The 24,105-nt window shown below is 58.2% G+C and carries 30 protein-coding genes; 24 read left to right on the top strand and 6 right to left on the bottom strand.

Annotation, left to right across the window (positions count from 1 at the left end; genetic code table 11):
* The first annotated feature begins 9 nt into the window (after positions 1-9).
* The 18 genes from rplX to bfr all read left to right on the top strand — a co-directional run bounded on the left by rplX (position 10) and on the right by bfr (position 10,612).
* On the top strand, positions 10-324 hold the full coding sequence (gene rplX, locus BFN10_RS11865; RefSeq protein WP_003176416.1) for a 50S ribosomal protein L24: 315 nt from the start codon (positions 10-12) through the stop codon (positions 322-324).
* Positions 325-346: 22 nt separating this feature from the next.
* The gene (gene rplE, locus BFN10_RS11870) at positions 347-886 is read left to right on the top strand and encodes a 50S ribosomal protein L5 (protein WP_003194642.1); all 540 of its coding nucleotides are present in this window, start codon (positions 347-349) and stop codon (positions 884-886) included.
* A gap of 13 nt (positions 887-899) precedes the next feature.
* Positions 900-1,205 (top strand): 30S ribosomal protein S14, encoded by a 306-nt coding sequence (rpsN, locus tag BFN10_RS11875; RefSeq protein WP_003176414.1) that lies wholly within the window; start codon positions 900-902, stop codon positions 1,203-1,205.
* A 206-nt stretch (positions 1,206-1,411) separates the two neighbouring features.
* Positions 1,412-1,804, top strand: a complete 393-nt coding sequence (rpsH, locus tag BFN10_RS11880; RefSeq protein ID WP_010206883.1) for a 30S ribosomal protein S8 — start codon at positions 1,412-1,414, stop codon at positions 1,802-1,804.
* 12 nt (positions 1,805-1,816) lie between these two features.
* The gene (gene rplF / locus BFN10_RS11885; protein WP_003194640.1) at positions 1,817-2,350 is read left to right on the top strand and encodes a 50S ribosomal protein L6; all 534 of its coding nucleotides are present in this window, start codon (positions 1,817-1,819) and stop codon (positions 2,348-2,350) included.
* Between the two features lie 10 nt (positions 2,351-2,360).
* On the top strand, positions 2,361-2,711 hold the full coding sequence (gene rplR, locus BFN10_RS11890; protein WP_003186037.1) for a 50S ribosomal protein L18: 351 nt from the start codon (positions 2,361-2,363) through the stop codon (positions 2,709-2,711).
* Positions 2,712-2,714: 3 nt separating this feature from the next.
* Positions 2,715-3,215, top strand: a complete 501-nt coding sequence (gene rpsE / locus BFN10_RS11895) for a 30S ribosomal protein S5 (RefSeq protein ID WP_003176409.1) — start codon at positions 2,715-2,717, stop codon at positions 3,213-3,215.
* Between the two features lie 2 nt (positions 3,216-3,217).
* Positions 3,218-3,394 (top strand): 50S ribosomal protein L30, encoded by a 177-nt coding sequence (rpmD, locus tag BFN10_RS11900; RefSeq protein ID WP_003176408.1) that lies wholly within the window; start codon positions 3,218-3,220, stop codon positions 3,392-3,394.
* A gap of 3 nt (positions 3,395-3,397) precedes the next feature.
* Positions 3,398-3,835 (top strand): 50S ribosomal protein L15, encoded by a 438-nt coding sequence (gene rplO / locus BFN10_RS11905; RefSeq protein WP_003176407.1) that lies wholly within the window; start codon positions 3,398-3,400, stop codon positions 3,833-3,835.
* A complete protein-coding gene (secY, locus tag BFN10_RS11910) occupies positions 3,836-5,164 on the top strand; it encodes a preprotein translocase subunit SecY (protein ID WP_003176406.1) in 1,329 nt (442 codons plus the stop codon).
* A 28-nt stretch (positions 5,165-5,192) separates the two neighbouring features.
* Entirely contained in the window at positions 5,193-5,309 is a 117-nt protein-coding gene (gene rpmJ / locus BFN10_RS28760) for a 50S ribosomal protein L36 (protein WP_002555468.1), read from the top strand.
* Between the two features lie 129 nt (positions 5,310-5,438).
* Positions 5,439-5,795, top strand: coding sequence for a 30S ribosomal protein S13 (gene rpsM / locus BFN10_RS11915; protein ID WP_003194635.1), 357 nt, complete (start codon positions 5,439-5,441; stop codon positions 5,793-5,795).
* Between the two features lie 30 nt (positions 5,796-5,825).
* Positions 5,826-6,215 carry a 30S ribosomal protein S11 gene (gene rpsK, locus BFN10_RS11920; RefSeq protein WP_002555466.1) on the top strand — a complete coding sequence of 130 codons (390 nt, stop codon included), beginning with the start codon at positions 5,826-5,828 and terminating at the stop codon, positions 6,213-6,215.
* A gap of 18 nt (positions 6,216-6,233) precedes the next feature.
* Positions 6,234-6,854, top strand: coding sequence for a 30S ribosomal protein S4 (gene rpsD / locus BFN10_RS11925; RefSeq protein WP_003176404.1), 621 nt, complete (start codon positions 6,234-6,236; stop codon positions 6,852-6,854).
* Positions 6,855-6,876: 22 nt separating this feature from the next.
* A complete protein-coding gene (locus BFN10_RS11930) occupies positions 6,877-7,878 on the top strand; it encodes a DNA-directed RNA polymerase subunit alpha (protein WP_003176403.1) in 1,002 nt (333 codons plus the stop codon).
* A 41-nt stretch (positions 7,879-7,919) separates the two neighbouring features.
* Positions 7,920-8,306 (top strand): 50S ribosomal protein L17, encoded by a 387-nt coding sequence (gene rplQ, locus BFN10_RS11935; protein WP_003176402.1) that lies wholly within the window; start codon positions 7,920-7,922, stop codon positions 8,304-8,306.
* 237 nt (positions 8,307-8,543) lie between these two features.
* A complete protein-coding gene (locus BFN10_RS11940) occupies positions 8,544-9,992 on the top strand; it encodes a catalase (RefSeq protein WP_071489833.1) in 1,449 nt (482 codons plus the stop codon).
* Between the two features lie 155 nt (positions 9,993-10,147).
* Positions 10,148-10,612 (top strand): bacterioferritin, encoded by a 465-nt coding sequence (gene bfr / locus BFN10_RS11945; RefSeq protein ID WP_033900044.1) that lies wholly within the window; start codon positions 10,148-10,150, stop codon positions 10,610-10,612.
* A gap of 65 nt (positions 10,613-10,677) precedes the next feature.
* Here the strand turns inward: bfr and uvrA are convergent, their stop codons facing one another.
* Entirely contained in the window at positions 10,678-13,512 is a 2,835-nt protein-coding gene (gene uvrA, locus BFN10_RS11950; protein WP_071489834.1) for an excinuclease ABC subunit UvrA, read from the bottom strand.
* 178 nt (positions 13,513-13,690) lie between these two features.
* Here uvrA and BFN10_RS11955 point away from each other — a divergent pair, with 178 nt between their 5' ends.
* Positions 13,691-15,085, top strand: coding sequence for an MFS transporter (locus BFN10_RS11955; protein ID WP_071489835.1), 1,395 nt, complete (start codon positions 13,691-13,693; stop codon positions 15,083-15,085).
* A gap of 9 nt (positions 15,086-15,094) precedes the next feature.
* Positions 15,095-15,610, top strand: a complete 516-nt coding sequence (locus BFN10_RS11960) for a single-stranded DNA-binding protein (RefSeq protein WP_071489836.1) — start codon at positions 15,095-15,097, stop codon at positions 15,608-15,610.
* 57 nt (positions 15,611-15,667) lie between these two features.
* Here BFN10_RS11960 and BFN10_RS11965 read toward each other — a convergent pair whose 3' ends face one another.
* Positions 15,668-16,585 (bottom strand): LysR family transcriptional regulator, encoded by a 918-nt coding sequence (locus tag BFN10_RS11965; RefSeq protein ID WP_173668595.1) that lies wholly within the window; start codon positions 16,583-16,585, stop codon positions 15,668-15,670.
* Positions 16,586-16,686: 101 nt separating this feature from the next.
* Between BFN10_RS11965 and tam the strand changes: the two genes are divergently transcribed.
* On the top strand, positions 16,687-17,448 hold the full coding sequence (gene tam / locus BFN10_RS11970) for a trans-aconitate 2-methyltransferase (RefSeq protein ID WP_071489838.1): 762 nt from the start codon (positions 16,687-16,689) through the stop codon (positions 17,446-17,448).
* A 21-nt stretch (positions 17,449-17,469) separates the two neighbouring features.
* On the opposite strand, the gene BFN10_RS11975 is transcribed toward tam, so the two are convergent.
* The gene (locus tag BFN10_RS11975) at positions 17,470-18,030 is read right to left on the bottom strand and encodes a cysteine hydrolase family protein (protein WP_071489839.1); all 561 of its coding nucleotides are present in this window, start codon (positions 18,028-18,030) and stop codon (positions 17,470-17,472) included.
* A 96-nt stretch (positions 18,031-18,126) separates the two neighbouring features.
* On the opposite strand from BFN10_RS11975, the gene BFN10_RS11980 reads away from it, so the two are divergent.
* From BFN10_RS11980 to BFN10_RS11990, 3 genes are all read left to right on the top strand, one after another.
* Positions 18,127-19,086, top strand: a complete 960-nt coding sequence (locus BFN10_RS11980; RefSeq protein WP_071489840.1) for a GlxA family transcriptional regulator — start codon at positions 18,127-18,129, stop codon at positions 19,084-19,086.
* 171 nt (positions 19,087-19,257) lie between these two features.
* Positions 19,258-20,367, top strand: a complete 1,110-nt coding sequence (locus BFN10_RS11985) for a DUF3182 family protein (protein WP_071489841.1) — start codon at positions 19,258-19,260, stop codon at positions 20,365-20,367.
* Positions 20,357-21,112 (top strand): alpha/beta hydrolase family protein, encoded by a 756-nt coding sequence (locus BFN10_RS11990; protein WP_071489842.1) that lies wholly within the window; start codon positions 20,357-20,359, stop codon positions 21,110-21,112. The genes BFN10_RS11985 and BFN10_RS11990 overlap by 11 nt, the downstream gene beginning before the upstream one ends.
* Before the next feature lie 4 nt (positions 21,113-21,116).
* Here the strand turns inward: BFN10_RS11990 and BFN10_RS11995 are convergent, their stop codons facing one another.
* The 3 genes from BFN10_RS11995 to BFN10_RS12005 are packed head-to-tail and all read right to left on the bottom strand — an operon-like array spanning position 21,117 to position 24,092.
* Positions 21,117-22,064 carry a lysylphosphatidylglycerol synthase domain-containing protein gene (locus tag BFN10_RS11995; RefSeq protein ID WP_071489843.1) on the bottom strand — a complete coding sequence of 316 codons (948 nt, stop codon included), beginning with the start codon at positions 22,062-22,064 and terminating at the stop codon, positions 21,117-21,119.
* Positions 22,054-23,316, bottom strand: coding sequence for a cardiolipin synthase ClsB (gene clsB / locus BFN10_RS12000; protein WP_071489844.1), 1,263 nt, complete (start codon positions 23,314-23,316; stop codon positions 22,054-22,056). Before clsB ends, BFN10_RS11995 begins: the two co-directional genes overlap by 11 nt.
* The gene (locus BFN10_RS12005) at positions 23,313-24,092 is read right to left on the bottom strand and encodes an endonuclease/exonuclease/phosphatase family protein (protein WP_071489845.1); all 780 of its coding nucleotides are present in this window, start codon (positions 24,090-24,092) and stop codon (positions 23,313-23,315) included. The genes clsB and BFN10_RS12005 overlap by 4 nt, the downstream gene beginning before the upstream one ends.
* Positions 24,093-24,105: the final 13 nt, after the last annotated feature.

Genomic DNA, 24,105 nt, shown 5'->3' on the forward strand with positions numbered 1-24,105 from the left:
AGATCCGACATGCAAAAGATTCGTCGTGACGACGAGATCATCGTGATCGCCGGCAAAGACAAAGGTAAGCGCGGTAAGGTGCTTAAGGTTCTCGCTAATAACCGTCTGGTTATCGGTGGTCTGAACCTGGTCAAGCGTCATACCAAGCCTAACCCGATGTCGGGCGTGCAGGGCGGTATCGTCGAGAAAGAAGCTCCGCTGGACGCTTCTAACGTCGCCATCTTCAACGGCGAAACCAACAAGGCTGACCGCGTTGGTTTCAAAGTAGAAGACGGTAAGAAAATTCGTGTCTTCAAGTCGACCCAAAAAGCGGTTGATGCTTGAACACTGCTAGGTAGATTAGACCATGGCACGACTACAAGAGATTTACCGGAAGGAAATCGCCCCTAAGCTTAAGGAAGAACTTAAGCTTGGGAACGTGATGGAAGTTCCGCGCGTTACCAAAATCACCCTGAACATGGGTTTGGGCGAAGCGATCGGTGACAAAAAAGTCATCGAGCACGCTGTTGCTGACCTGGAAAAGATCACCGGCCAGAAAGTCGTTGTGACTTACGCTCGGAAATCCATCGCTGGCTTTAAAGTCCGTGAAGGTTGGCCGATCGGCGTCAAAGTGACCCTGCGCCGTGAGCGTATGTACGAATTCCTGGATCGTCTGCTGTCGATCTCCCTGCCTCGGGTTCGCGACTTCCGCGGCCTGAATGCCAAGTCCTTCGATGGTCGTGGTAACTACAGCATGGGCGTGAAAGAGCAGATCATCTTCCCGGAAATCGACTACGACAAGATCGATGCTCTCCGCGGTCTGGACATCACCCTGACCACCACTGCCAAGAACGATGATGAAGGTCGCGCCCTGTTGCGTGCTTTCAAATTCCCGTTCCGCAACTGATTGGAGTAGGACCATGGCCAAGATGAGCATGAAAAACCGCGAGCTGAAACGTCAGCTCACGGTTGCCAAGTACGCCAAGAAGCGTGCAGCACTGAAAGCAATCATCGTTGATCTGAACGCAAGTCCAGAAGCGCGTTGGGAAGCTACAGTTGCTCTGCAGAAGCAGCCACGTGATGCAAGCGCTTCGCGCATGCGTAACCGCTGCCGCCTGACTGGTCGTCCACACGGCGTTTACCGCAAGTTCGGCCTCGGCCGTAACAAACTGCGTGAAGCGGCAATGCGTGGTGACGTACCTGGTCTGGTTAAAGCCAGCTGGTAAGTACTTTCAACGTCCAGGTGGTCGATGTCGCAAGATACTGACCGCCGGTGACCTTGAATCTGGAACAAGCCCCTTTTGGGGCTTGTTTCATTTCTGGAGTGTGTCTAAAATACGCGGCTCGCCTGAGCCCGTGTGTTTTACCCGGAGATTCTCGGCGACATATGTAGCCGCAAGGCTAATTTTTTTGTATTAGGAGCGTCTAGCCCATGAGTATGCAGGACCCGTTAGCGGACATGCTAACTCGTATCCGTAATGCCCAGATGGCTGAAAAGTCCGTCGTAAGCATGCCATCTTCCAAGTTGAAGGTTGCTGTTGCCAAAGTCCTGAAAGACGAAGGCTACATTGCGGGTTATCAGATCAGCAGCGATGTAAAAGCACTGCTGTCCATCGAGCTGAAGTACTTCGAAGGCCGTTCGGTCATCGAGGAAGTGAAGCGCGTTAGCCGTCCAGGCCTGCGTCAGTACAAGTCCGCTGAAGATCTGCCGAAAGTTCGTGGCGGTCTGGGCGTGTCTATCGTCTCCACCAACAAAGGTGTGATGACGGATCGTGCTGCGCGCGCTGCCGGTGTCGGCGGCGAAGTTCTTTGCACTGTGTTCTAAGGGGGGATAAGCATGTCTCGCGTCGCTAAGAACCCCGTTAAGCTGCCAGCCGGTGTCGAAGTCAAATTCGCAGGCCAACAGCTTTCGGTGAAGGGTGCCAAGGGTACTCTTGAACTGAACATCCATTCGTCCGTTGAGATCGTTGAAGAAGCGGGTGAGCTGCGTTTTGCTGCTCGCAATGGCGATCAACAAACTCGCGCAATGGCCGGTACCACGCGTGCGTTGGTAAACAACATGGTCCAAGGCGTAAGCCAAGGCTTCGAGCGTAAGCTCCAGCTGGTCGGTGTTGGTTACAAAGCGCAAGCAAAAGGCACGGTTTTGAACCTGGCCCTTGGCTTCTCGCACCCTGTGGATTACGAACTGCCAGCGGGCATCACTGCTGAGACTCCTAGCCAGACCGATATCCTGATCAAGGGCATCGACAAGCAGCTGGTAGGTCAAGTGGCCGCTGAGATCCGCGACTTCCGTCCACCAGAGCCGTACAAAGGCAAAGGTGTGCGCTACGCGGACGAAGTCGTCCGTCGTAAAGAAGCCAAGAAGAAGTAGGGCATAGCAAATGACCGACAAAAAAGTTACTCGACTGCGTCGCGCTCGCAAAGCACGCCTGAAAATGCACGAACTCGAAGTCGTGCGTCTCTGCGTGTTCCGCTCGTCGCAGCACATCTACGCCCAGGTCATCTCGGCCGACGGCAACAAAGTCCTGGCAAGCGCCTCGACTTTGGATAAAGAACTGCGTGATGGTGCCACCGGCAACATCGACGCGGCCACAAAGGTTGGCCAGCTGGTCGCTACGCGTGCTAAGGCCGCTGGCGTCTCGCAAGTGGCTTTCGACCGCTCTGGCTTCAAGTACCACGGTCGCGTGAAAGCGCTGGCTGATGCTGCTCGTGAAGCTGGGCTGGAGTTCTAAGTTATGTCAAATAACGACCAAAAGCGCGACGAAGGCTACATTGAGAAGCTGGTTCAAGTTAACCGCGTAGCCAAAACCGTTAAAGGCGGCCGTATCTTCACTTTCACCGCGTTGACCGTGGTAGGTGATGGTAAAGGGCGTGTTGGCTTCGGCCGTGGCAAGTCACGTGAGGTGCCTGCTGCGATCCAGAAAGCAATGGAAGCTGCTCGTCGCAACATGATCCAAGTTGATCTGAACGGCACCACGCTGCAGTACGCAATGAAGTCCGCCCATGGCGCTTCGAAGGTGTACATGCAGCCTGCTTCTGAAGGTACCGGTATCATCGCTGGCGGCGCTATGCGTGCTGTCCTCGAAGTTGCTGGCGTTCAGAACGTTCTGGCCAAGTGCTACGGCTCGACTAACCCGGTTAACGTGGTTCACGCCACTTTCAAAGGTTTGAAAGCTATGCAATCTCCTGAGTCCATCGCTGCCAAGCGTGGTCTGACTGTCAAGGAGATCTTCTGATCATGGCTACCGTTAAAGTAACGCTGATCAAAAGCATGACCGGCCGCATCCCTAACCACAAACTGTGCGTTAAAGGTCTGGGTCTGCGTCGCATCGGTCACACTGTAGAAGTCCAGGATACTCCCGAGAATCGCGGGATGATCAACAAGGCTTACTACATGCTGCGTGTAGAGGGTTAATCGATGAAACTCAATGATCTGAGTCCAGCGCCGGGTTCCCGTCGCGAAAAGCATCGTCCGGGCCGTGGTATCGGTAGCGGTTTGGGTAAGACTGGTGGCCGTGGCCACAAAGGTCAAACCTCCCGCTCCGGTGGCACCATTGCTCCAGGCTTTGAAGGCGGTCAACAGCCGCTGCATCGTCGCCTGCCTAAGTTCGGTTTCGTATCCCTGAAAGCCATGGATCGCGCAGAAGTGCGTCTGTCCGAGCTGGCTAAAGTGGAAGGCGACATCGTTACTGTGCAGACCCTGAAAGATGCCAACGTGATTAACGTCAACGTACAGCGTGTGAAAATCATGCTGTCCGGTGAAGTGACTCGCGCTGTCACTATCGGCAAGGGAATCGGCGCCACCAAGGGTGCGCGTTCGGCTATCGAAGCAGCTGGCGGCAAGTTCGAGGAATAAATGGCTAAGCAAGGTGCTCTCTCAGCGCTCGGCAAAGGCGGTATGTCTGAACTTTGGGCTCGTCTGCGTTTTCTGTTCCTGGCGATTATCGTCTACCGAATAGGCGCACACATCCCGGTTCCAGGTATCAACCCGGACCGACTCGCAGACCTGTTTCGACAGAATGAGGGGACCATTCTTAGCTTGTTCAACATGTTTTCCGGCGGCGCGCTGGAGCGGATGAGCATCTTTGCACTGGGGATCATGCCGTACATCTCGGCATCGATCATCATGCAACTGATGACCGCCGTCAGTCCGCAGCTGGAGCAGTTGAAGAAGGAAGGTGAAGCTGGCCGTCGCAAGATTAGCCAGTACACCCGCTACGGCACTGTCATCCTCGCCCTGGTTCAAGCTATCGGCATGTCCGTTGGCCTGGCCGGGCAGGGTGTTGCGTTCACTGGTGACTTTGGCTTCCATTTCGTCGCGGTATCCACGTTTGTGGCTGGTGCGATGTTCATGATGTGGCTGGGTGAGCAGATTACTGAGCGTGGTGTTGGCAACGGTATCTCGATGTTGATTTTCGCAGGTATCGTCGCCGGTCTTCCGAGAGCGATTGGGCAGTCTTTCGAGTCTGCACGTCAGGGTGATATCAATATCTTTGCCTTGGTTGCCATCGGTTTGCTGGCAGTAGCGATTATCGGTTTTGTGGTGTTCATTGAGCGTGGTCAGCGTCGTATTGCTGTTCACTACGCCAAGCGTCAGCAGGGCCGTAAGGTTTTTGCTGCGCAGACCAGCCACTTGCCGCTGAAAGTGAATATGGCCGGTGTTATTCCGGCAATTTTCGCGAGCAGCATTTTGCTGTTTCCGGCTTCGTTGGGTACCTGGTTTGGTCAGTCTGAAAATATGGGCTGGCTGCAGGACCTCTCTCAGTCGATCGCTCCTGGTCAGCCGTTGAATATTCTGCTGTTTAGTGCAGGGATTATTTTCTTCTGCTTCTTCTATACGGCGTTGATGTTCAATCCGAAAGACGTAGCGGAAAACCTGAAGAAGTCCGGTGCCTTTATTCCGGGCATCCGTCCAGGTGAGCAGTCTGCGCGCTACATTGATGGCGTTCTGACTCGTTTGACCCTGTTCGGTGCTCTATATATGACGGCCGTGTGCTTGTTGCCCCAGTTCCTGGTGGTTGCAGCAAACGTTCCGTTCTACCTTGGCGGGACCTCGTTGCTGATCGTGGTCGTGGTTGTGATGGACTTCATGTCCCAAGTACAATCGCACCTCGTTTCGCACCAGTACGAATCCCTGATGAAGAAAGCCAACCTGAAGGGCTACGGCAGCGGCATGTTGCGCTGAGTACCCCATAAGGTTCGAGGAGTTGGTGATGAAAGTTCGTGCATCGGTGAAAAAGCTGTGCCGTAACTGCAAGATTATTCGCCGCGAAGGTGTTGTTCGAGTAATTTGCAGCGCGGAACCGCGTCACAAACAGCGCCAAGGCTGAGTGTGATCCGCTTGAAGCCCGGCAGCTAGTGCGCTGCCGGGTTGATTATTTGTTATTACAGCGATATTATCTCGCGCCCTATTTCTTGGCTTCCGGGGCGTAGGTAGCTGTCAATTGGAGTCCCACTGAATGGCCCGTATTGCAGGCGTTAACATTCCAGATAACAAGCACACTGTTATCTCGCTGACCTACATCTATGGTGTTGGTCGCACTACTGCGCAGAAAATTTGCGCAGTCGCTGGTGTAAATCCAGCCGCTAAGATCAAGGATCTGAGCGACGAGCAGATTGAACAGCTGCGTGGCGAAGTGGCGAAGTTCACCACTGAAGGTGACCTGCGTCGCGAAATCAACATGAAAATCAAGCGTTTGATGGACCTCGGTTGCTATCGCGGTCTGCGTCATCGTCGTGGTCTTCCAGTACGCGGTCAGCGTACCAAGACTAACGCGCGTACCCGTAAAGGTCCGCGTAAGCCGATCCGCAAGTAATCGCCCCAGCGAATCGACAGGAAAATTATCATGGCAAAACCTGCTGCTCGTCCTCGTAAAAAAGTTAAAAAGACAGTGGTTGATGGCATCGCCCACATCCATGCTTCTTTTAACAACACCATCGTGACCATCACCGACCGTCAAGGTAACGCGCTTTCTTGGGCTACCTCCGGTGGTTCGGGTTTCCGCGGTTCCCGCAAGTCCACCCCGTTTGCTGCTCAAGTAGCTGCTGAACGTGCTGGTCAAGCTGCGCTGGAATACGGCCTGAAAAACCTCGACGTTAACGTCAAAGGTCCAGGTCCAGGTCGTGAGTCTGCTGTCCGTGCTTTGAACGGCTGTGGCTATAAGATCGCCAGCATCACCGACGTGACGCCAATCCCGCACAACGGGTGCCGTCCGCCGAAGAAGCGCCGCGTGTAATCCAGGAGATTGTAAAGAATGGCTCGTTACATTGGTCCAAAATGCAAACTCGCTCGTCGCGAAGGCACCGATCTCTTTCTGAAGAGCGGCGTGCGCGCGATCGAATCGAAGTGCAACATCGAAGCAGCACCTGGTATCCACGGCCAACGCCGCGGTCGCCAGTCCGACTACGGCACCCAACTGCGTGAAAAGCAGAAGGTCCGTCGTATCTACGGCGTTCTCGAGCGTCAGTTCAGCGGCTACTACAAAGAAGCTGCTGGCAAGAAAGGTGCAACCGGTGAAAACCTGCTGCAACTGCTCGAATGCCGTCTGGACAACGTTGTATACCGTATGGGCTTTGGTTCGACTCGTGCCGAATCCCGTCAGCTGGTATCGCACAAGTCGATCAGCGTTAACGGTCAGACCGTAAACGTTCCGTCCTACCAGGTTCGTGCTGGTGACGTGGTCGCAGTTCGCGAGAAAGCAAAAAACCAACTTCGCATTGTCCAAGCTCTCGATCTGTGTGCCCAACGTGGCCGCGTAGAATGGGTAGAAGTAGACACTGAGAAGAAGTCGGGCGTTTTCAAGAACGTTCCTGCTCGCAGTGATCTGTCCGCCGACATCAACGAAAGCCTGATTGTCGAGCTCTACTCCAAGTAAGGGCTAGAAAATAGGTGCATCCATGCAGATTTCGGTAAATGAGTTCCTGACACCCCGCCACATTGATGTGCAGGTTGTCAGTCCAACCCGCGCTAAGATCACTCTCGAGCCTCTCGAGCGTGGTTTTGGCCACACCCTGGGCAACGCGCTGCGCCGCATCCTGTTGTCCTCAATGCCCGGCTGTGCAGTAGTCGAGGCCGAGATTGACGGTGTGCTCCACGAGTACAGCGCCATCGAAGGTGTACAGGAAGACGTAATTGAAATCCTGTTGAACCTTAAAGGTCTGGCTATCAAGCTGCACGGCCGTGACGAAGTTACGCTGACCTTGTCGAAGAAGGGTTCGGGGGTGGTTACCGCTGCCGATATTCAGCTGGATCATGATGTCGAGATCGTTAACCCCGATCACGTAATCGCTAACCTGGCGTCTAACGGCGCCCTGAACATGAAGCTCACCGTAGCTCGTGGTCGTGGTTATGAACCGGCCGACTCGCGTCAGAGCGATGAAGACGAAAGCCGCAGCATTGGTCGCTTGCAGCTTGACTCTTCGTTCAGCCCGGTTCGCCGCATCGCATACGTGGTGGAAAACGCCCGTGTCGAGCAGCGTACTAACCTGGACAAGCTGGTTATTGATCTGGAAACCAACGGTACTCTGGATCCTGAAGAGGCTATCCGCCGCGCTGCAACCATCCTGCAACAGCAGTTGGCTGCGTTCGTCGACCTCAAGGGTGACAGCGAACCAGTGGTAATCGAGCAGGAAGACGAGATCGATCCGATCCTGCTTCGCCCGGTTGACGATCTGGAACTGACTGTACGTTCGGCTAACTGCCTTAAGGCGGAAAACATTTACTACATCGGCGACCTGATTCAGCGTACCGAAGTAGAACTGTTGAAGACTCCGAACCTGGGCAAGAAATCCTTGACTGAAATTAAGGACGTTCTGGCCTCCCGCGGTCTGTCCCTCGGCATGCGCCTCGACAACTGGCCGCCTGCAAGTCTTAAGAAGGACGACAAGGCGACTGCCTGATCGTCGTAATCACCGAACGTGAGTTTGGTAAGGAATGAACCATGCGTCATCGTAAAAGTGGTCGTCACCTGAGCCGTACCAGCTCGCACCGCAAGGCCATGTTCCAAAACATGGCGGTGTCGCTGTTCGAGCACGAGCTGATCAAAACTACACTGCCGAAAGCTAAAGAACTGCGTCGCGTTGCTGAGCCGCTGATTACTTTGGCCAAGACAGACAGCCTGGCTAACCGCCGTCTGGCTTTCGACCGTACTCGTTCGAAAGCTATCGTTGGTAAGCTCTTCAACGACCTGGGCAAGCGTTACGCTACCCGTGAGGGTGGCTACCTGCGCATCCTCAAGTGCGGTTTCCGCGCTGGCGACAACGCGCCTATGGCGTACGTCGAGTTGGTTGATCGTGCTACTGCTGGCGAAGCTGTAAGCGCCGAGTAAGACGACAAGCTGTAACGAAGAACCGGGCCTAGTGCCCGGTTTTTTGTGCGCGTTAGAAAAGCGCGATTTGTACAAGCTTCCGTCGATTGTGCTTGGCACTATGCACGAGGGGAGTTTGGTAGTTATTTTCTATCGAGGCCTACAATTTAATGAATTTGTAGGCGTCATGTTGATGATCAATACTCCCTCCAAGCCGATTAGCCGGCAGTTTCAAGTCCGACCTGAGGGAAATTGAGCATGAGCCAGAATAAAATCCTTACGACCGCCAGCGGTGCTCCCGTTGCGGACAACCAGAATTCCCGTTCCGCAGGCCCGCGTGGCCCGTTGCTCCTCGACGATTTTCACCTGATTGAGAAGCTCGCTCACTTCAACCGTGAAAACATCCCTGAACGCCGCGTACACGCCAAAGGCTCGGGTGCCTATGGCACTTTCACGGTCACCAAAGACATTACCCAATACACCAGTGCTAAGTTGTTCGAGTCAGTCGGCAAGCAGACGCCGACTTTCCTGCGCTTTTCTACGGTAGGTGGTGAGCGCGGTTCGGCTGATACCGAGCGCGACCCACGCGGGTTCGCCCTTAAGTTCTACACCGAAGAAGGCAACTGGGACATCGTGGGTAACAACACCCCTGTGTTCTTCATTCGCGATCCGTTGAAGTTTCCTGACTTCATCCATACCCAGAAGCGCTTGCCGCAAAGCAACCTGAAAAGCGCGCAAATGATGTGGGACTTCTGGTCTCACTCCCCTGAGGCGTTGCACCAGGTCACCATTCTGTTTTCCGACCGTGGCATTCCCGATGGCTACCGCCATATGCACGGTTTTGGCAGCCACACCTATAGCCTGATCAACGCCAAGGGCGAGCGTCACTGGGTCAAGTGGCACTACAAAACCAAACAGGGCATCAAGAACCTGGCGCCGGCCGAAGCTGGACGTTTGGCCGGTACTGACCCTGATTACGCCCAGCGCGATCTCTTTGGCGCGATCGAGCGCGGTGACTTCCCGAAATGGCGCGTGTGCATCCAGATCATGACCGAGGCCCAGGCCAACGCTCATTACGAGAATCCTTTCGATGTGACCAAAACCTGGTCGCAGAAGGAATTCCCTTTGATCGAAGTCGGCGAACTGGAGTTGAACCGCAACCCGCAGAACTACTTTGCTGAAGTGGAGCAAGCCGCATTCGGTCCGAGCAATATGGTTCCAGGCGTAGGCCTGTCGCCAGACCGCATGCTGCAAGGTCGTGTATTCGCCTACGCAGATGCCCACCGCTACCGCGTTGGTACCAATCACCAGCAACTGCCGGTGAACGCCCCACGTAGCCCAGTAAACAGCTACCAGCGTGATGGCTCGATGGCATTCGGCAGTAACGGTGGTGCGGCGCCTAATTACGAGCCGAACAGCTACGCCGATGCACCGAAGCAAGCGCCACAGTATGCAGAGCCTGCACTGGCACTTAATGGCGCGGCTGACCGCTACGATCACAGAGAGGACACTGATTACTACAGTCACGCAGGTGCGCTGTTCCGCCTGATGAGCGATGAGCAGAAAGCGTTGCTCACCAACAACATTGCCGGCGCAATGGGTGGCGTTTCCAGCGACGTGGTTCAGCGCCAGCTGCAACACTTCTACAAGGCTGATCCTGCTTATGGAGAAGCAATCGCAAAGGCGTTGGGTGTATCGCTTAACTGACTCTAAACGATAAGCAGAACCGCCCTCATTTGGGCGGTTTTTGCGTTAAATCCGCTACTTTTCTCGGGAAATCTTCACTTTTCTGCCGTTGGTCCCGTGACCTTCGAGTCATCATGGTTCAAACTACAGACTTTCAAGCAGGGAGATGTAGGGCGATGCAAGGTCACCCCGACGTAATCGATTACCTCAACACGTTGCTGACGGGCGAACTGGCGGCTCGTGACCAATATTTCATCCATTCGCGCATGTACGAAGACTGGGGCTTTACCGAGCTCTACGAGCGTATCAACCACGAGATGGAAGAAGAAGCACAGCACGCCGACGCACTGATGCGCCGAATCCTCATGCTCGAAGGCACGCCGCGTATGCGTCCGGATGACCTGGATGTGGGTACTACGGTCCCTGACATGCTCGCTGCCGACCTGCGCCTCGAATACAAGGTCCGTGCCGCGCTTTGCAAAGGCATCGAGCTGTGTGAACAGCACAGCGACTTTGTCACTCGGGAAATCCTGCGGGTGCAGTTGAATGACACCGAAGAAGATCACACCTACTGGCTGGAAAAGCAGCTGGGCCTGATCAAGTTGATTGGCCTGGAGAATTACCTGCAATCGCAGTTCTGATTCCCGGCAGCAAAAAGCCCCTGTCACTGCAAAGTGACAGGGGCTTTTCATTGGGCCCGAAAAAGTCAGGCCCGGTCGCGTTCCAACAGTGGTTTCAAGTAGTAACCAGTGTGTGACTGCGGCATTTCGGAAACCTGCTCCGGCGTGCCCACGGCGATAATCTGACCGCCCTTGGAACCACCTTCCGGCCCCAGGTCTACCAGCCAGTCGGCCGTCTTGATCACATCAAGGTTGTGCTCGATCACCACCACGGTATTGCCGTGGTCGCGAAGGCGGTGCAGCACGTCCAACAGTTGCTGGATATCCGCGAAGTGCAGGCCGGTGGTCGGCTCATCGAGGATATACAGGGTCTTGCCGGTGTCGCGCTTGGACAGCTCACGAGACAACTTCACCCGTTGTGCTTCACCACCAGACAGCGTCGTAGCTGACTGCCCCAGCTTGATATATGAAAGGCCTACATCCATCAGGGTCTGTAGCTTGCGCGCCAGCGCCGGAACCGCGTCAAAGAACTCACGCGCTTCCTCGATGGTCATCTCGAGGGTTTCATGGATGCTCTTGCCTTTGTATTTGATCTCCAGCGTCTCGCGGTTATAGCGCTTGCTCTTGCACACATCGCACGGTACGTAGATGTCCGGGAGGAAGTGCATCTCCACCTTGATCAAGCCATCGCCCTGGCACGCTTCACAGCGGCCGCCCTTGACGTTGAACGAGAACCGGCCCGGTCCGTAGCCCCTTGAGCGTGATTCCGGAACGCCCGCAAACAGCTCACGAATCGGTGTGAACAGTCCGGTGTAGGTCGCCGGGTTGGAGCGTGGTGTACGGCCAATCGGGCTTTGGTCGATATCGACCACCTTATCCAGGTGTTCCAGGCCCTTGATGCTGTCATGGGCCGCCGCTTCCAGGGTGGTCGCGCCATTCAGGGCGGTGGCACTCAGCGGGAACAGCGTGTTGTTGATCAGCGTCGACTTGCCCGAGCCGGAAACACCGGTCACGCAGGTCAGCAGGCCCAGTGGAATTTCCAGGTCGACATTGCGCAGGTTGTTGCCACGCGCGCCCTTGAGGTGCAGCGCCAGCTTTTTGTTGCGTGGCGTACGTTTGGCGGGTACTTCGATCTTCACGCGGCCGGACAGGTACTTGCCGGTCAGCGAGTCCGGGTGCGCCATGACTTCGGCAGGCGTGCCCTCGGCGACAATATGCCCACCATGCACACCCGCACCCGGGCCGATGTCGACCACGTAATCCGCCAGGCGAATCGCGTCTTCATCGTGCTCGACCACGATCACCGTGTTACCGATATCCCGCAGGTGTTTCAACGTACCCAGCAGGCGATCGTTGTCACGTTGATGCAAACCAATCGACGGTTCATCAAGGATGTACAGCACACCCACGAGGCCGGCACCAATCTGGCTGGCCAGGCGAATCCGTTGGGCTTCGCCGCCGGACAAGGTATCGGCGCTGCGATCCAACGACAGGTAATCCAGGCCTACGTTGACCAGGAACTGCAGCCGCTCGCGAATCTCCTTGAGGATCTTGTCGGCGATCTCCCCACGGCGACCGGTCAGTTTGAGCACGCCAAAGTATTCGCAGGCATCGCCGATCGGCAGGCTGGTCACCGCCGGCAGGGTCTTTTCGCCCACCCATACATGCCGCGCCTCACGACGCAGGCGCGTGCCGCGGCAATCCGGGCAAGGCTGGGTGCTGAGGAATTTCGCCAGCTCTTCGCGCACGCTGGCCGATTCAGTCTCGCGGTAGCGACGCTCAAGGTTCGGCACAATGCCTTCGAACGGGTGGGAGCGCTTGACGATATCGCCACGGTCGTTCAGGTACTTGAAGTCGACGTTCTGCGAGCCGCTACCATGCAGGATGACCTTCTGCTGGTCCGCCGGCAGTTGGTTGAAAGGCACTTCCAGGCTGAATTTATAGTGCGACGCCAACGACCCCAGCATCTGGAAGTAATAGACGTTGCGCCTGTCCCAGCCGCGTATGGCCCCCTCCGCCAGCGTCAGGTCACCGTTGACCAGGCGCTTGATGTCGAAGAACTGCTTCACGCCCAGGCCATCACAGGTCGGGCAGGCGCCGGCCGGGTTGTTGAAGGAAAACAGCTTGGGTTCCAGCTCGCTGATGGCGTGGCCGCAGATCGGGCAGGCAAACCGGGCGGAGAAGATGATCTCTTCGCCTGGCTCGTCGTCCATCGGCGCCACCAGTGCAATACCGTCGGCCAGTTTCAATGCGGTTTCGAAGGATTCCGCCAGGCGCTGCTGCAGGTCGGCGCGCACCTTGAAGCGGTCGACCACGACATCGATCGAATGCTTCTTCTGCTTGTCGAGCTTCGGCGCTTCGTCCAGCTCATACAGCTTGCCGTTGATCCGCGCACGCACAAAACCTTGCGCACGCAGCTCTTCGAAAACGGAAAGATGTTCGCCCTTGCGCTCACGGATCACCGGTGCCAGCAGCATCAGCTTGGCACCTTCCGGCTGGGCCAGCACCAGGTCGACCATCTGGCTGACGGTCTGGGCTTCCAGGGGAATGTCGTGGTCCGGGCAACGAGGAATACCCACGCGTGCATACAGCAGGCGCAGGTAATCGTAGATTTCGGTAATGGTGCCCACGGTGGAACGCGGGTTATGGGAGGTCGACTTCTGCTCGATGGAAATGGCCGGCGACAGGCCTTCAATGGTGTCGACGTCGGGCTTCTCCATCATCGACAGGAACTGCCGGGCATAGGCCGACAGGGATTCCACATAGCGGCGCTGGCCTTCGGCATACAGCGTGTCGAACGCCAGCGAAGATTTGCCGGACCCGGACAAGCCGGTGATGACGATCAGTTTGTCCCGGGGCAGGGTCAGGTCGATGTTCTTCAGGTTGTGGGTTCTAGCCCCACGAATCAGGATCTTGTCCAAGATGGCCTCGCACGGCGGGCGTAAATAATGCCGGAGTATACGGCGAAAGACTGGATGAATATACACTGTCAAAAGGCCGCTTGCAGCCTTAGATGAAAGCTGCGCGGCAAAGCGCCGCATATACCCTCTCAATCGATGGGACTGGTAGAATCGCCGCCGGTTCACACGAGGTTTTTCCATGCACGATCCCCACAGCGAACGCATGAGTAGCGGCGAGACCCGAGCGGCAAGCGGTCTGGCCCTGGTGTTCGCCTTCCGTATGCTGGGCATGTTTATGGTGTTGCCGGTGCTGGCGACCTATGGAATGGATCTCGCAGGCGCAACCCCCGCGTTGATCGGCCTGGCGATTGGCGCCTATGGCCTGACCCAGGCGATTTTCCAGATTCCGTTCGGGATCATTTCCGACCGCATCGGTCGCCGCCCTGTGATCTACCTGGGGCTGATCGTGTTCGCCCTCGGCAGCGTGCTCGCGGCTCAATCCGATTCCATCTGGGGCGTGATCGCCGGGCGCATCCTGCAAGGCGCGGGCGCGATTTCCGCTGCGGTCATGGCGTTGCTGTCCGACCTGACCCGCGAACAACATCGCACCAAGGCCATGGCCATGATCGGCATGACCATCGGCCTGTCGTTTGCCGTGGCCATGGTGGTGGGGCCCTTGCTGACTCGCGCGTTTGGTTTGCACGGGCTGTTCCTGGCCACAGGCGGTATGGCACTGTTCGGCATCGTGATCGTGGCCTTCATGGTGCCGCGCTCCACTGGCACGTTGCAGCACCGTGAGTCAGGCGTTGCGCGCAAGGCCCTGTTGCCGACGCTCAAGCACCCGGACCTGCTGCGCCTGGATTTAGGTATCTTCGTATTACACGCCATGCTGATGTGCAGCTTTGTCGCCTTGCCTCTGGCCTTGGTAGAAAAAGCCGGCCTGCCCAAGGAGCAGCACTGGTGGGTCTACCTTACTGCGCTGCTGATTTCGTTCTTCGCCATGATCCCCTTCATCATCTACGGCGAAAAGAAACGCAAAATGAAACGAGTTTTGCTCGGCGCCGTCGCGACGCTGATGCTCACTGAGCTATTCTTCTGGCAGTTCGGCGACAGCCTGCGGGCGCTGGTAATCGGCACGGTGGTGTTCTTCACCGCGTTCAACCTGCTGGAGGCGTCGCTGCCTTCGCTGATCAGTAAAGTTTCACCGGCCGGCGGCAAAGGGACGGCGATGGGGGTGTATTCCACCAGCCAGTTCCTGGGTTCCGCACTGGGCGGCATCATGGGTGGCTGGATGTTCCAGCATGGCGGTTTGTCGGTTGTGTTCCTTGGATGCGCAGGTCTGGCTGCCCTCTGGCTGGCCTTTGCTGTTACCATGCGCGAACCTCCCTATGTGACGAGTCTGCGCTTGCCGTTATCGCCCGAAGCGATCCGCGAAGCCGGTCTGGTCGAGCGCCTTAAGGCCGTTACTGGGGTTACCGATGCCGTGGTTGTTGCTGAAGAAGCCGCCATCTACATCAAATTGGACACCGAATTATTGGATCGCGCGACGCTCGAGCAACTGGTCAACCCAGTGCCGACAGCGCGCCCAGCCTAGGAGAACGTTATGGCCCGTGGGGTTAACAAAGTCATATTGGTCGGTACGTGCGGCCAGGATCCCGAAGTTCGCTACTTGCCTAACGGTAACGCCGTGACCAACCTGAGTCTGGCGACCAGCGAACAGTGGACCGACAAGCAGACCGGCCAGAAGGTCGAGAAAACCGAATGGCACCGTGTGTCGATGTTCGGCAAGGTCGCAGAGATCGCCGGCGAGTACCTGCGCAAAGGTTCGCAGGTCTACATCGAAGGCAAGCTGCAGACCCGCGAGTGGGAAAAAGACGGCATCAAGCGTTACACCACTGAAATCGTGGTCGACATGCAAGGCACCATGCAACTGCTGGGCGGCCGTCCACAGGGCGACCAACAGGGCCAGGGCGGCATGTCCAACTCGGCTCCGCGTCCACAGCCGTCGCGCCCGCAGCCAAGTCAGCAGCCACAGCGTGAGTCGCGTCCAGCGCCACAACAGGCCGCGCCGCAACCGGCTCCGGATTTCGACAGCTTTGATGACGATATCCCGTTCTGAGGTTTAACACCCGGAACACACAGAACCCCCGCTGGCTCAGGCCTCGGGGGTTTTTTATCACCCGTGATCAGCTTCAGTCGAGGCGGCGGTGACAACCATCTCCTTGAACCGCTGCAGCATCGCCGAACCGTCATCGATCCGCGTCGCCAAATGCAACGGCGCCACCAGGCTGCGGCACTCCGTCAATTCCCGATAAACGATGCCATCCCCGCGCAAGCGCTGCATCGACGCTGGCACGATGGATACCCCAAGTCCAGCAGCCACCAGGCTTAGTGTGGCGGTCATGCGCGGAGCTTCCTGCACCACCTGCGGGCTGAACCCTGCTTCACGGCAGGCCACCAGAATTGCGTCGTACAAACCCAGCCCCACACGCCGGCGGTAGAGCACGAAGGACTCGGTCGCCAATGCCGACAAGGGCAGGGGAGATCCCGGATCGATTGCCAGAGGATGATCCGTGGGCAACGCCAGCAACATGGGCTCCACCAAAATCGGTTTGTCTTGCAGCGACTGGGTTGCGCTGAGGGGCGAGCGGATAAATGCTGCATCGAGCTTCTCATGGATCAACGCGTCCAGCAGTTCGCCGGTCCCGGCTTCCTCCAGCACCACTGTCACGCCGACAAAGGTTTCGCGAAACCGCCGCAATACACTCGGTACAAAGGGATGCAGCGCCGCCGAACTGGTAAACCCGATCGCCAGGCGCCCACGCTCGCCCCGTGCGGCGCGGCGCACCACCTCTGCAATCCTGTCTGCCTGGGCGAGAATCTCACGTGCTTCGTCCAGCAATGCGAGCCCGGCCGTCGTGGGCCGCACGCCACGGGGCAGGCGCTCCATCAAGACCACACCCAGTTCGGCCTCAAGGCTTTGCAGCATCCGCGTCAACGGCGGTTGCTGCATGCCCAGGCGTTCGGCGGCGCGGGTGATATAGCCTTCTTCGGCGATGGCCACAAAAGCCTTGAGTTGGCGAAGTTCCAGCATAGGGATACTTTTCAGGTATGGGAGTGCATCAATCCTGGCATTTGTTCTCATGGCTCACAAGATTTAGGCTGTGGACAACCTCAAGAAGAAGGAAAGCCGTGATGACCTGGTCAGCCAAGCAGTACACGATGTTCGAACAGCAGCGCACCCGCCCTGTCCGTGACCTGGTCGCGGCCATTCCGAACGTTGAAGTGTACAATGCCGTCGATTTGGGCTGCGGTCCCGGTAACTCGACTGAGGTGCTGGCCGAGCGTTTCCCGCAAGCGCACATCACCGGTATGGACAGTTCCGATGACATGCTGGTCGACGCCCGCAAACGGCTACCGACATTGAACTTCGAACTGGCGGATATCGGTGCCTGGAACCCTGTGTGCGCCTTCGATGTGATCCTGGCCAACGCGTCCCTGCAGTGGCTGCCGGACCACGCCACGCTGTACCCGCACCTGGTCCGCCAACTGACGCCCGGCGGTACGCTGGCGGTGCAAACCCCGGACAACCTCGACGAACCCGCCCACCAGCTCGCCCGCGAAGTCGCGGCAGAGGGTCCATGGTCGGCAAAGATCGGTGCGGTCAAACACAACGAGCGCCACACGGCGAGCTACTACTACGAACTGCTGAGCAAACATTGCAGTACGGTCGATGTGTGGCGCACCACCTACCAGCACCCGTTGGCGAGCCACGCGGCAGTAGTGGAGTGGTTCAAGGCATCGGCGCTGAGGCCCTTCCTCGCGCCTTTGGCCGACAGCGAAAAAACCGCTTTCCTGCAGGAATACCAGGCGCGAATGACCCGTGCCTATCCAGCCCTGGCTGACGGCACTGTACTACTACCGTTTCCGCGCCTGTTCATCATCGCGACCCGCTGACGTCCAAAGGACAAGTGGCGGTCATGCCGCCGCTTGCGCCTTCAAATACTCATCCGCCGACACCACGCTCGCATACCCAAACGCCAGCGACGCCATGTAAGCCCCATGCACCTGCGCCGCCGGAATCACCTGCCCATTGAACTCCAGGTCCCGCGTGGCGCACGCGTCATGAACCACCGTGACCGTGTAGCCCAGGTCCGCCGCCGCCCGCACCACCGCGTCGATGCACATGTGGCTCATGCTGCCGACCACTACCAGGTCCGTGATGCTGCGCTGTTCCAACAGGGCACGCAGGTTGGTCTCGCGGAACGCATTCACGAAATGCTTGAGCACCACCGGCTCGTTGCCCTCGTTCAACACTTTGCCATGCAGGTGCGCACCCTCGGAGCCCGGCGTGAAGAACGGTGCGTCATCGGAGGTGAACTCATGGCGCACATGAATCACCGCATCGCCCGCCTGGCGAAACGCTTGCAGCACCTGCGCGGCTTTGTCCGCTGCGGCGTCCACGCCGTCAAGTGGCCACTTGCCCTGGGGGAAGTAGTCGTTCTGGATATCGATTAGGATGAGCGCTTGCTTGGCCATGTGTGTTGCCTCGTGATGGGTTGATGGGGCCAGTATCTTAGCTGGCGCCCACACCTGGGATTGGCTGCACCGACAATAACAGGGGGAAAACTGACAATGGTCGTGGTTGAGCTGGGCGTGTTGATCTACCAGGGGGCGCAACTGGCCGCCGTGCACGGTTTGACTGACCTGTTTGGCGTGGCCAATCGCATCGCCGCCGAGCATCAATCCGCGCAGTTGCCATTGCTGCGGGTCAGCCATTGGCAGGTGGATAGCGCCGGCACACCGGTGCGTGTTTTCAGCAGCTATCCCGGTCCCGAGCAGCCGATGATGGCGGTGCTGGTGCCGCCGTCGATCGGCGAGTTTACAGAAGACCAGGCACCCCCGGCGCTGCTGGAATGGATTCGCCAGCAACATGCGGCAGGCACGGTACTGGGCGGTGTGTGCATTGGCTCGATCATGTTGGCGCGCAGCGGGTTGCTCGACGGGCGCAGCGCCACCACCCATTGGTCCTCCGCCAAATCCTTCGCCAGCCGCTACCCGGCGGTGCGCCTGGAGGCCGACAAGCCGATCGTCGATGATGGCGACCTGATCACCACCGCCGGCTTGATGGCCTGGTCCGAACTCGGCCTGCGCCTGGTCGACCGCCTGATGGGCCCAAGCATCGCAGCCGATACCGCGCGTTTCCTGGTGATCGAGCACAGTGACAGCGCCAGCCAGTGCGGCAGCAACTTCGCGCCGATTCTTGGCCACGGTGACACAGCCATCCTCAAGGTTCAGCACTGGTTGCAGGCCAGCGGTGCGGTGGATGTTTCCCTGGCGGCAATGGCCCAGGAAGCCGGTTTGGAAGAGCGGACTTTCCTGCGGCGTTTTCGCAGCGCCACCGGTTTGAAACCCACCGAATACTGCCAGCACCTGCGTGTGGGCAAGGCGCGGCAGATGCTGGAATTCACCAACGGCACCATCGACCATATCGCCTGGACCGTGGGCTACCAGGACCCCAGCGCCTTTCGCGCCACCTTCAAGAAAATCACCGGCCTTGCGCCCAGCGATTACCGCAGCCGTTTTGGCGTGTGAATCGTGCAGAACGCCGCTGCGTTAACGCGGCGTCGTGCAGAATAAAACAGGCTAACTGCCATCGGTTTTTTCGTAACGCCTTGATTTGAAAAGCATCCTCCATGGAAGAGCCTTGGCCTGATCCCTGCAACCTTCTGCGTACACACATGGCGGGATGGCCAAGGGGGACGCATGACCCCGATTCAACGCAAGAAGCTGGTCGTTGCTCACTCCACGCGTGATGGCGCGCCGCTGCATGAGGTCGAAACCAATCGTGCCTTGGCACGCTGGCTGGCGCAGATCCTCGGGCTGAAGTTCGGTGGAAGCTATGACGCTGATCTGCACGCGGGGAGGGCGTTATACCTGCTGCCCACACAAACCCTGGTCGGTCCCGGCCAGGCGCGGGCACTGAATATCCAAGGTCCGGAGGATTTGTGGGGCGGTTATGTCGACCACGACTTCATCTGCACCAAGGCGATCAGTCATGGCTTGCTCAGCCCTGAAGCCAAAGCGCCCGAAGGGTGGTCGGGGTTGTTTGGCGAACGTGTGCGAAAAGTCGTGCTGGAGGGCTTGAGCGTCTTTGCGCTGGAAGACGCGCGACCCGCCGCTGCACGCTTGCTGTCCAGCGGCCCCATTCGCCTGAAACCCGTGCACGCCTGCGCGGGCCGAGGCCAGGAAGTTATCCACAGTCTGGATGAATTCGAAGCGGTGCTGACGCGACCGGATGCCGCACAACTCTTCAACCTAGGCGTGGTGCTGGAGCAAGACCTGCACAACGTGGTCACCCACAGTGTCGGCCAGAGTTTTATCGGCGATCACGTGTTCAGCTACTGCGGCGAGCAATACCTGACGAAAGATGGACAGGGCGAAGAGGTCTACGGCGGCTCCAACCTGTTGGTGGTGCCCGGTTACTACGACGACCTGCTGCAACTCGAATTACCCGACGACGTTCGCGAGGCCATCGAGCAAGCCCAAGTCTTCGACGCGGCCGCCGATGAAGCCTATCCCGGCTTCTACGCATCACGGCGCAATTACGACATCGCCCAGGGTCTCGACAATAACGGCCAGCGTCGCAGCGGCGTGCTCGAACAATCCTGGCGCATGGGCGGGGCCAGCAGTGCCGAAGTCGCGGCCCTGCAAAGCTTTATCAACAATCCCGGCCTGCGTGCGATCCATGTGTCCTCCGTGGAAACCTATGTGGATCGACCCTTGCCGGCTGATGCCATCGAGGTGTATCGCGGCCCGGCGGAAAACAGCGAGTTCCTTCTCAAGTACGTGACGGTTGAATCTTATGACGGCTAGAAGCGAAAGCATTGCGATCGATATCGACGACGAACAGATGAGCGGCACCTTCCTGAGCCCCAAATCCAAAGTGCCTGGCGTGTTGTTTGTGCACGGTTGGGGTGGCAGCCAGGAGCGAGACCTTGAGCGCGCCAAAGGCATCGCCGGCTTGGGATGTGTATGCCTGACCTTCGACCTGCGCGGGCACGCTGGCACGGGTATTCCTTTGTCCCGCGTCACCCGCGAAGACAATCTGCGCGACCTGCTGGCGGCCTATGACCGGCTGCTGGCTCACCCGGCCATCGACACCTCGGCGGTGGCGGTAGTGGGCACCAGTTACGGCGGCTACCTCGCGGCGATCCTCACCTCGCTGCGCCCGGTACGCTGGCTGGCGCTGCGCGTGCCGGCGCTGTACCGCGACCAGGAATGGCTCAAGCCCAAGCGTGACTTGGATAAGGCCGACCTGATGGATTACCGCAGCACCTTGGTCCACGCCGAAACCAATCGCGCCTTGCATGCGTGTTCGGCATTTACCGGGGATGTATTGATCGTCGAATCGGAAGCCGATGACCACGTGCCCCACGCGACCATCATGAGCTACCGTGCGGCGTGCCAGCAGACCCATTCCCTGACCCATCGCATCATCGATGGCGCCGACCATTCCCTCAGCGATCCGGTGTCCCAACAGGCGTACACCTCAATCCTGGTGGATTGGATCACCGAGATGGTGGTGGGCGAACGGTTGAGCATCATCCAGTCCCAGTAAGGGTTCAGGCGGGTGTTTTCTTCACCCGCAACGCCTTGGCCTTGGCCTCCACACCGAGGTACATCACCAGCGCGATCAGCAGCGGCAAGATGAAGTAAATCGCCCGATACGCGATCAATCCGGCGAGCAGACTGCCCCGCGACGCCTCATGCTGCAGCAGTGCAATAAACACCGCCTCCAGCACGCCCAGCCCGGCGGGAATATGGGTGAGCACCCCGGCAATCGCGCTGATCAGCAACACGCCCAACACCAGTGGATAGTCCAGCTTGGCCGGCAGCAGGGTGAAAATCACCGCCGCCATCAGCGACCAGTTCAACGCGCCGAGCAGCAACTGCAGGCACGCCATGCGCACCGACGGCAGGTTGATTTCCATGCCGCGAATCGTCCACGCGCGCTTCTTCGAAAACTGGCAGGCCACCAGATAGCCGAGGCTGGCCAGTACCAACAACGCGCCAATGCCCTGCAATGCCGTGGTGCTGACCTTCCACCCCGGCGGCATGGTCACCAGGCCGCTGCTGAACACCACCCCGGCAATCGCCATGTAGCCAAACCAATTGGTGGCCAGGCTCAGGCCGAGAATTTTGGCGATATTGCCGGTGCTCACGCCCAGGCGCGAATACAGGCGATAACGCATGGCGATGCCGCCCACCCACGCGCTCAGGTTGAGGTTGAAGGCGTAGCTGATGATGCCCACCGGCAGGATCTGCTTCCACACCAGGTTCTGGCGGATGTAGGTGCGGCCGATCAAGTCGAAGCTGGCGTATACCAGAAAGCTGCACAACGTCAGTGCGCCCGCGATCACCAGAGTGCGCACCTTGAAGTCACCCAGGGTCTGCAGCACTTCGCTCCAGTCGATACGCCGCGCCAGCAGAGTGAACAGCACGATCAGCACCAGGAAAAAGGCGATAGTCAGCGGTTTCTTCCAGCGTTTGAACCGGGATTCAGCGGTCATTGGCCTGGCTCTCGATGGGTTTCAATCGTGGCTTGTGCGCCGGCAGCCATCCCGTCAACGCTGGGAAGTGGCGCATCACATGAAATACCAGAAAGCCCACGGTCAATCGCCACAGCCACAAGCGTGGTTTGCGGTTTTCCGGCATGGTCTGGCAATGATTGTTGGCGAGTGTTTCCAGGCGTTCGTACAAGTGCTGGTTGAAGGCTCGGTCGCGTATCAACACGTTGGCTTCCAGGTTCAGCGACAGGCTCAACGGGTCCAGGTTGCTCGACCCCACGGTGCTCCATTCGTCATCCACCAACGCGACTTTGCCGTGCAGGGGGCGCTGGCAATACTCGTGGATCACCACCCCGTCCTTGAGCAGATAGTCGTAGAGCATCCGCGCCGCCAACTTGGCCAGCAGCACATCGGGCTGGCCCTGCATGATCAATTGCACCCTCACGCCACGGCGCGCGGCGTTGCGGATTTCCCGCAGCAAGCGGTAGCCGGGGAAGAAATAGGCGTTGGCAATCACCGCACGTTTTTGCGCCTTGCTCAGTGCGTGGATGTACGCCTCTTCAATATCATCGCGATGTTGCACGTTGTCGCGGTAAATCAGCCGCACCAGGCCATCGCCCTGGTCGGTGGACCACAACGAAGGCCGCTGCTGGCGCCGCCGCCAGCCACGTCGCGCGCGGACTTGGCGACCACTTTGCGCCAGGGCAAAATGATGCAGGTCCGCCACCGCCGGGCCCACCACCCGCACTGCATAATCCTGCTTGGCTTCTGGACCGAAATCTCCCAAATGATCGGCGGAGAAATTGATCCCGCCAATAAACGCCACCTGCGCATCCACCACCACAATCTTGCGGTGCAGGCGACGAAACCAGTTGGTGCGAAAGCCTAGTGTCTTGGACGCCGGGTCAAACATCTGCACCGTCACCCCGGCGTCCGCCAGCTCACCGAGAAACGAGGGCGTCAGCTCGCCGCAACCAAAACCGTCCAGGCTTGCCACCACTTTCACTCCACGCTGCGCGGCCTCGATCAGGATGCCGTGCAGCTCATGACCCACCTTGTCTTCGAAGAGAATGAAGGTCTCCAGCAGAATCTCACGCTGCGCCGCGCGCAGGGCTTCGAACACCTTGGGAAAATACGCCTCGCCATTTTCCAGCAACTCGATCTGGTTGCCACTCTGCCAGCCATAATCCAGGTCGCGGGCCTTGGTTTCGTCCGGCGGCTGGTCGGTGGAGATATGTTCCACGGCCACGTTCATAGCTCGATCTCCACCGATAGCGGCACATGGTCGGAGAGGTGGGACCATGGCCGCGTCGTCAGCACCCTGGGGTTATGCACCTTCAGGTTGCGTACATAAATCCGGTCCAGCGGCAGCAACGGCAAACGCGCCGGGAAGGTGCGCGCGGGTTTGCCCATGGACTCGATAAACACTTCCTTCAAACCCGCCTTGCTCAGGTCGGCCTTCTGGCGCCAATCGTTGAAATCACCGGCCACCACTAACGGTGCATCGGCCGGGATTTCGCTGATGCGCTGCTCGATCAAGCGTAATTGCTGCTGGCGGTGCACTTCACGCAAACCCAGGTGGATGCAGATCGCATGGATCTCCTGGCCGGTGCCCGGCAAGCGCAGCACGCAATGCAGCAGGCCCCTGTTTTCATGGCCGCTTTGGGAGATATCGAGATTGTCGTAACGCACAATCTGGAACTTCGACAGCAATGCATTACCGTGGTCGCCATGGGGATAGACCGCGTTACGACCGTAGGCGAATTGCGGCCAGATACTGTCGGCGAGGAACTCGTACTGCGGCATGTTCGGCCAGTCACTGAAGCGCTGGGGGTGGCGCTCGTGGGTGCCGTGGATTTCCTGCAGGAACACCATGTCGGCGCCCACGCTGCGCACGGCTTCACGCAATTCGGGCAGGATGAAGCGTCGATTCAGTGCGGTGAAGCCCTTGTGGATATTGACCGTCAACACCGTGAAGCGAGTGATGGCGACGCTGGGGGTGATGGGCACCCAGTCGGGAATCGCAGCCATAGTTGCTCCTGTG

The organism is Pseudomonas extremorientalis (assembly GCF_001870465.1).
GTDB lineage: Bacteria > Pseudomonadota > Gammaproteobacteria > Pseudomonadales > Pseudomonadaceae > Aquipseudomonas > Aquipseudomonas extremorientalis.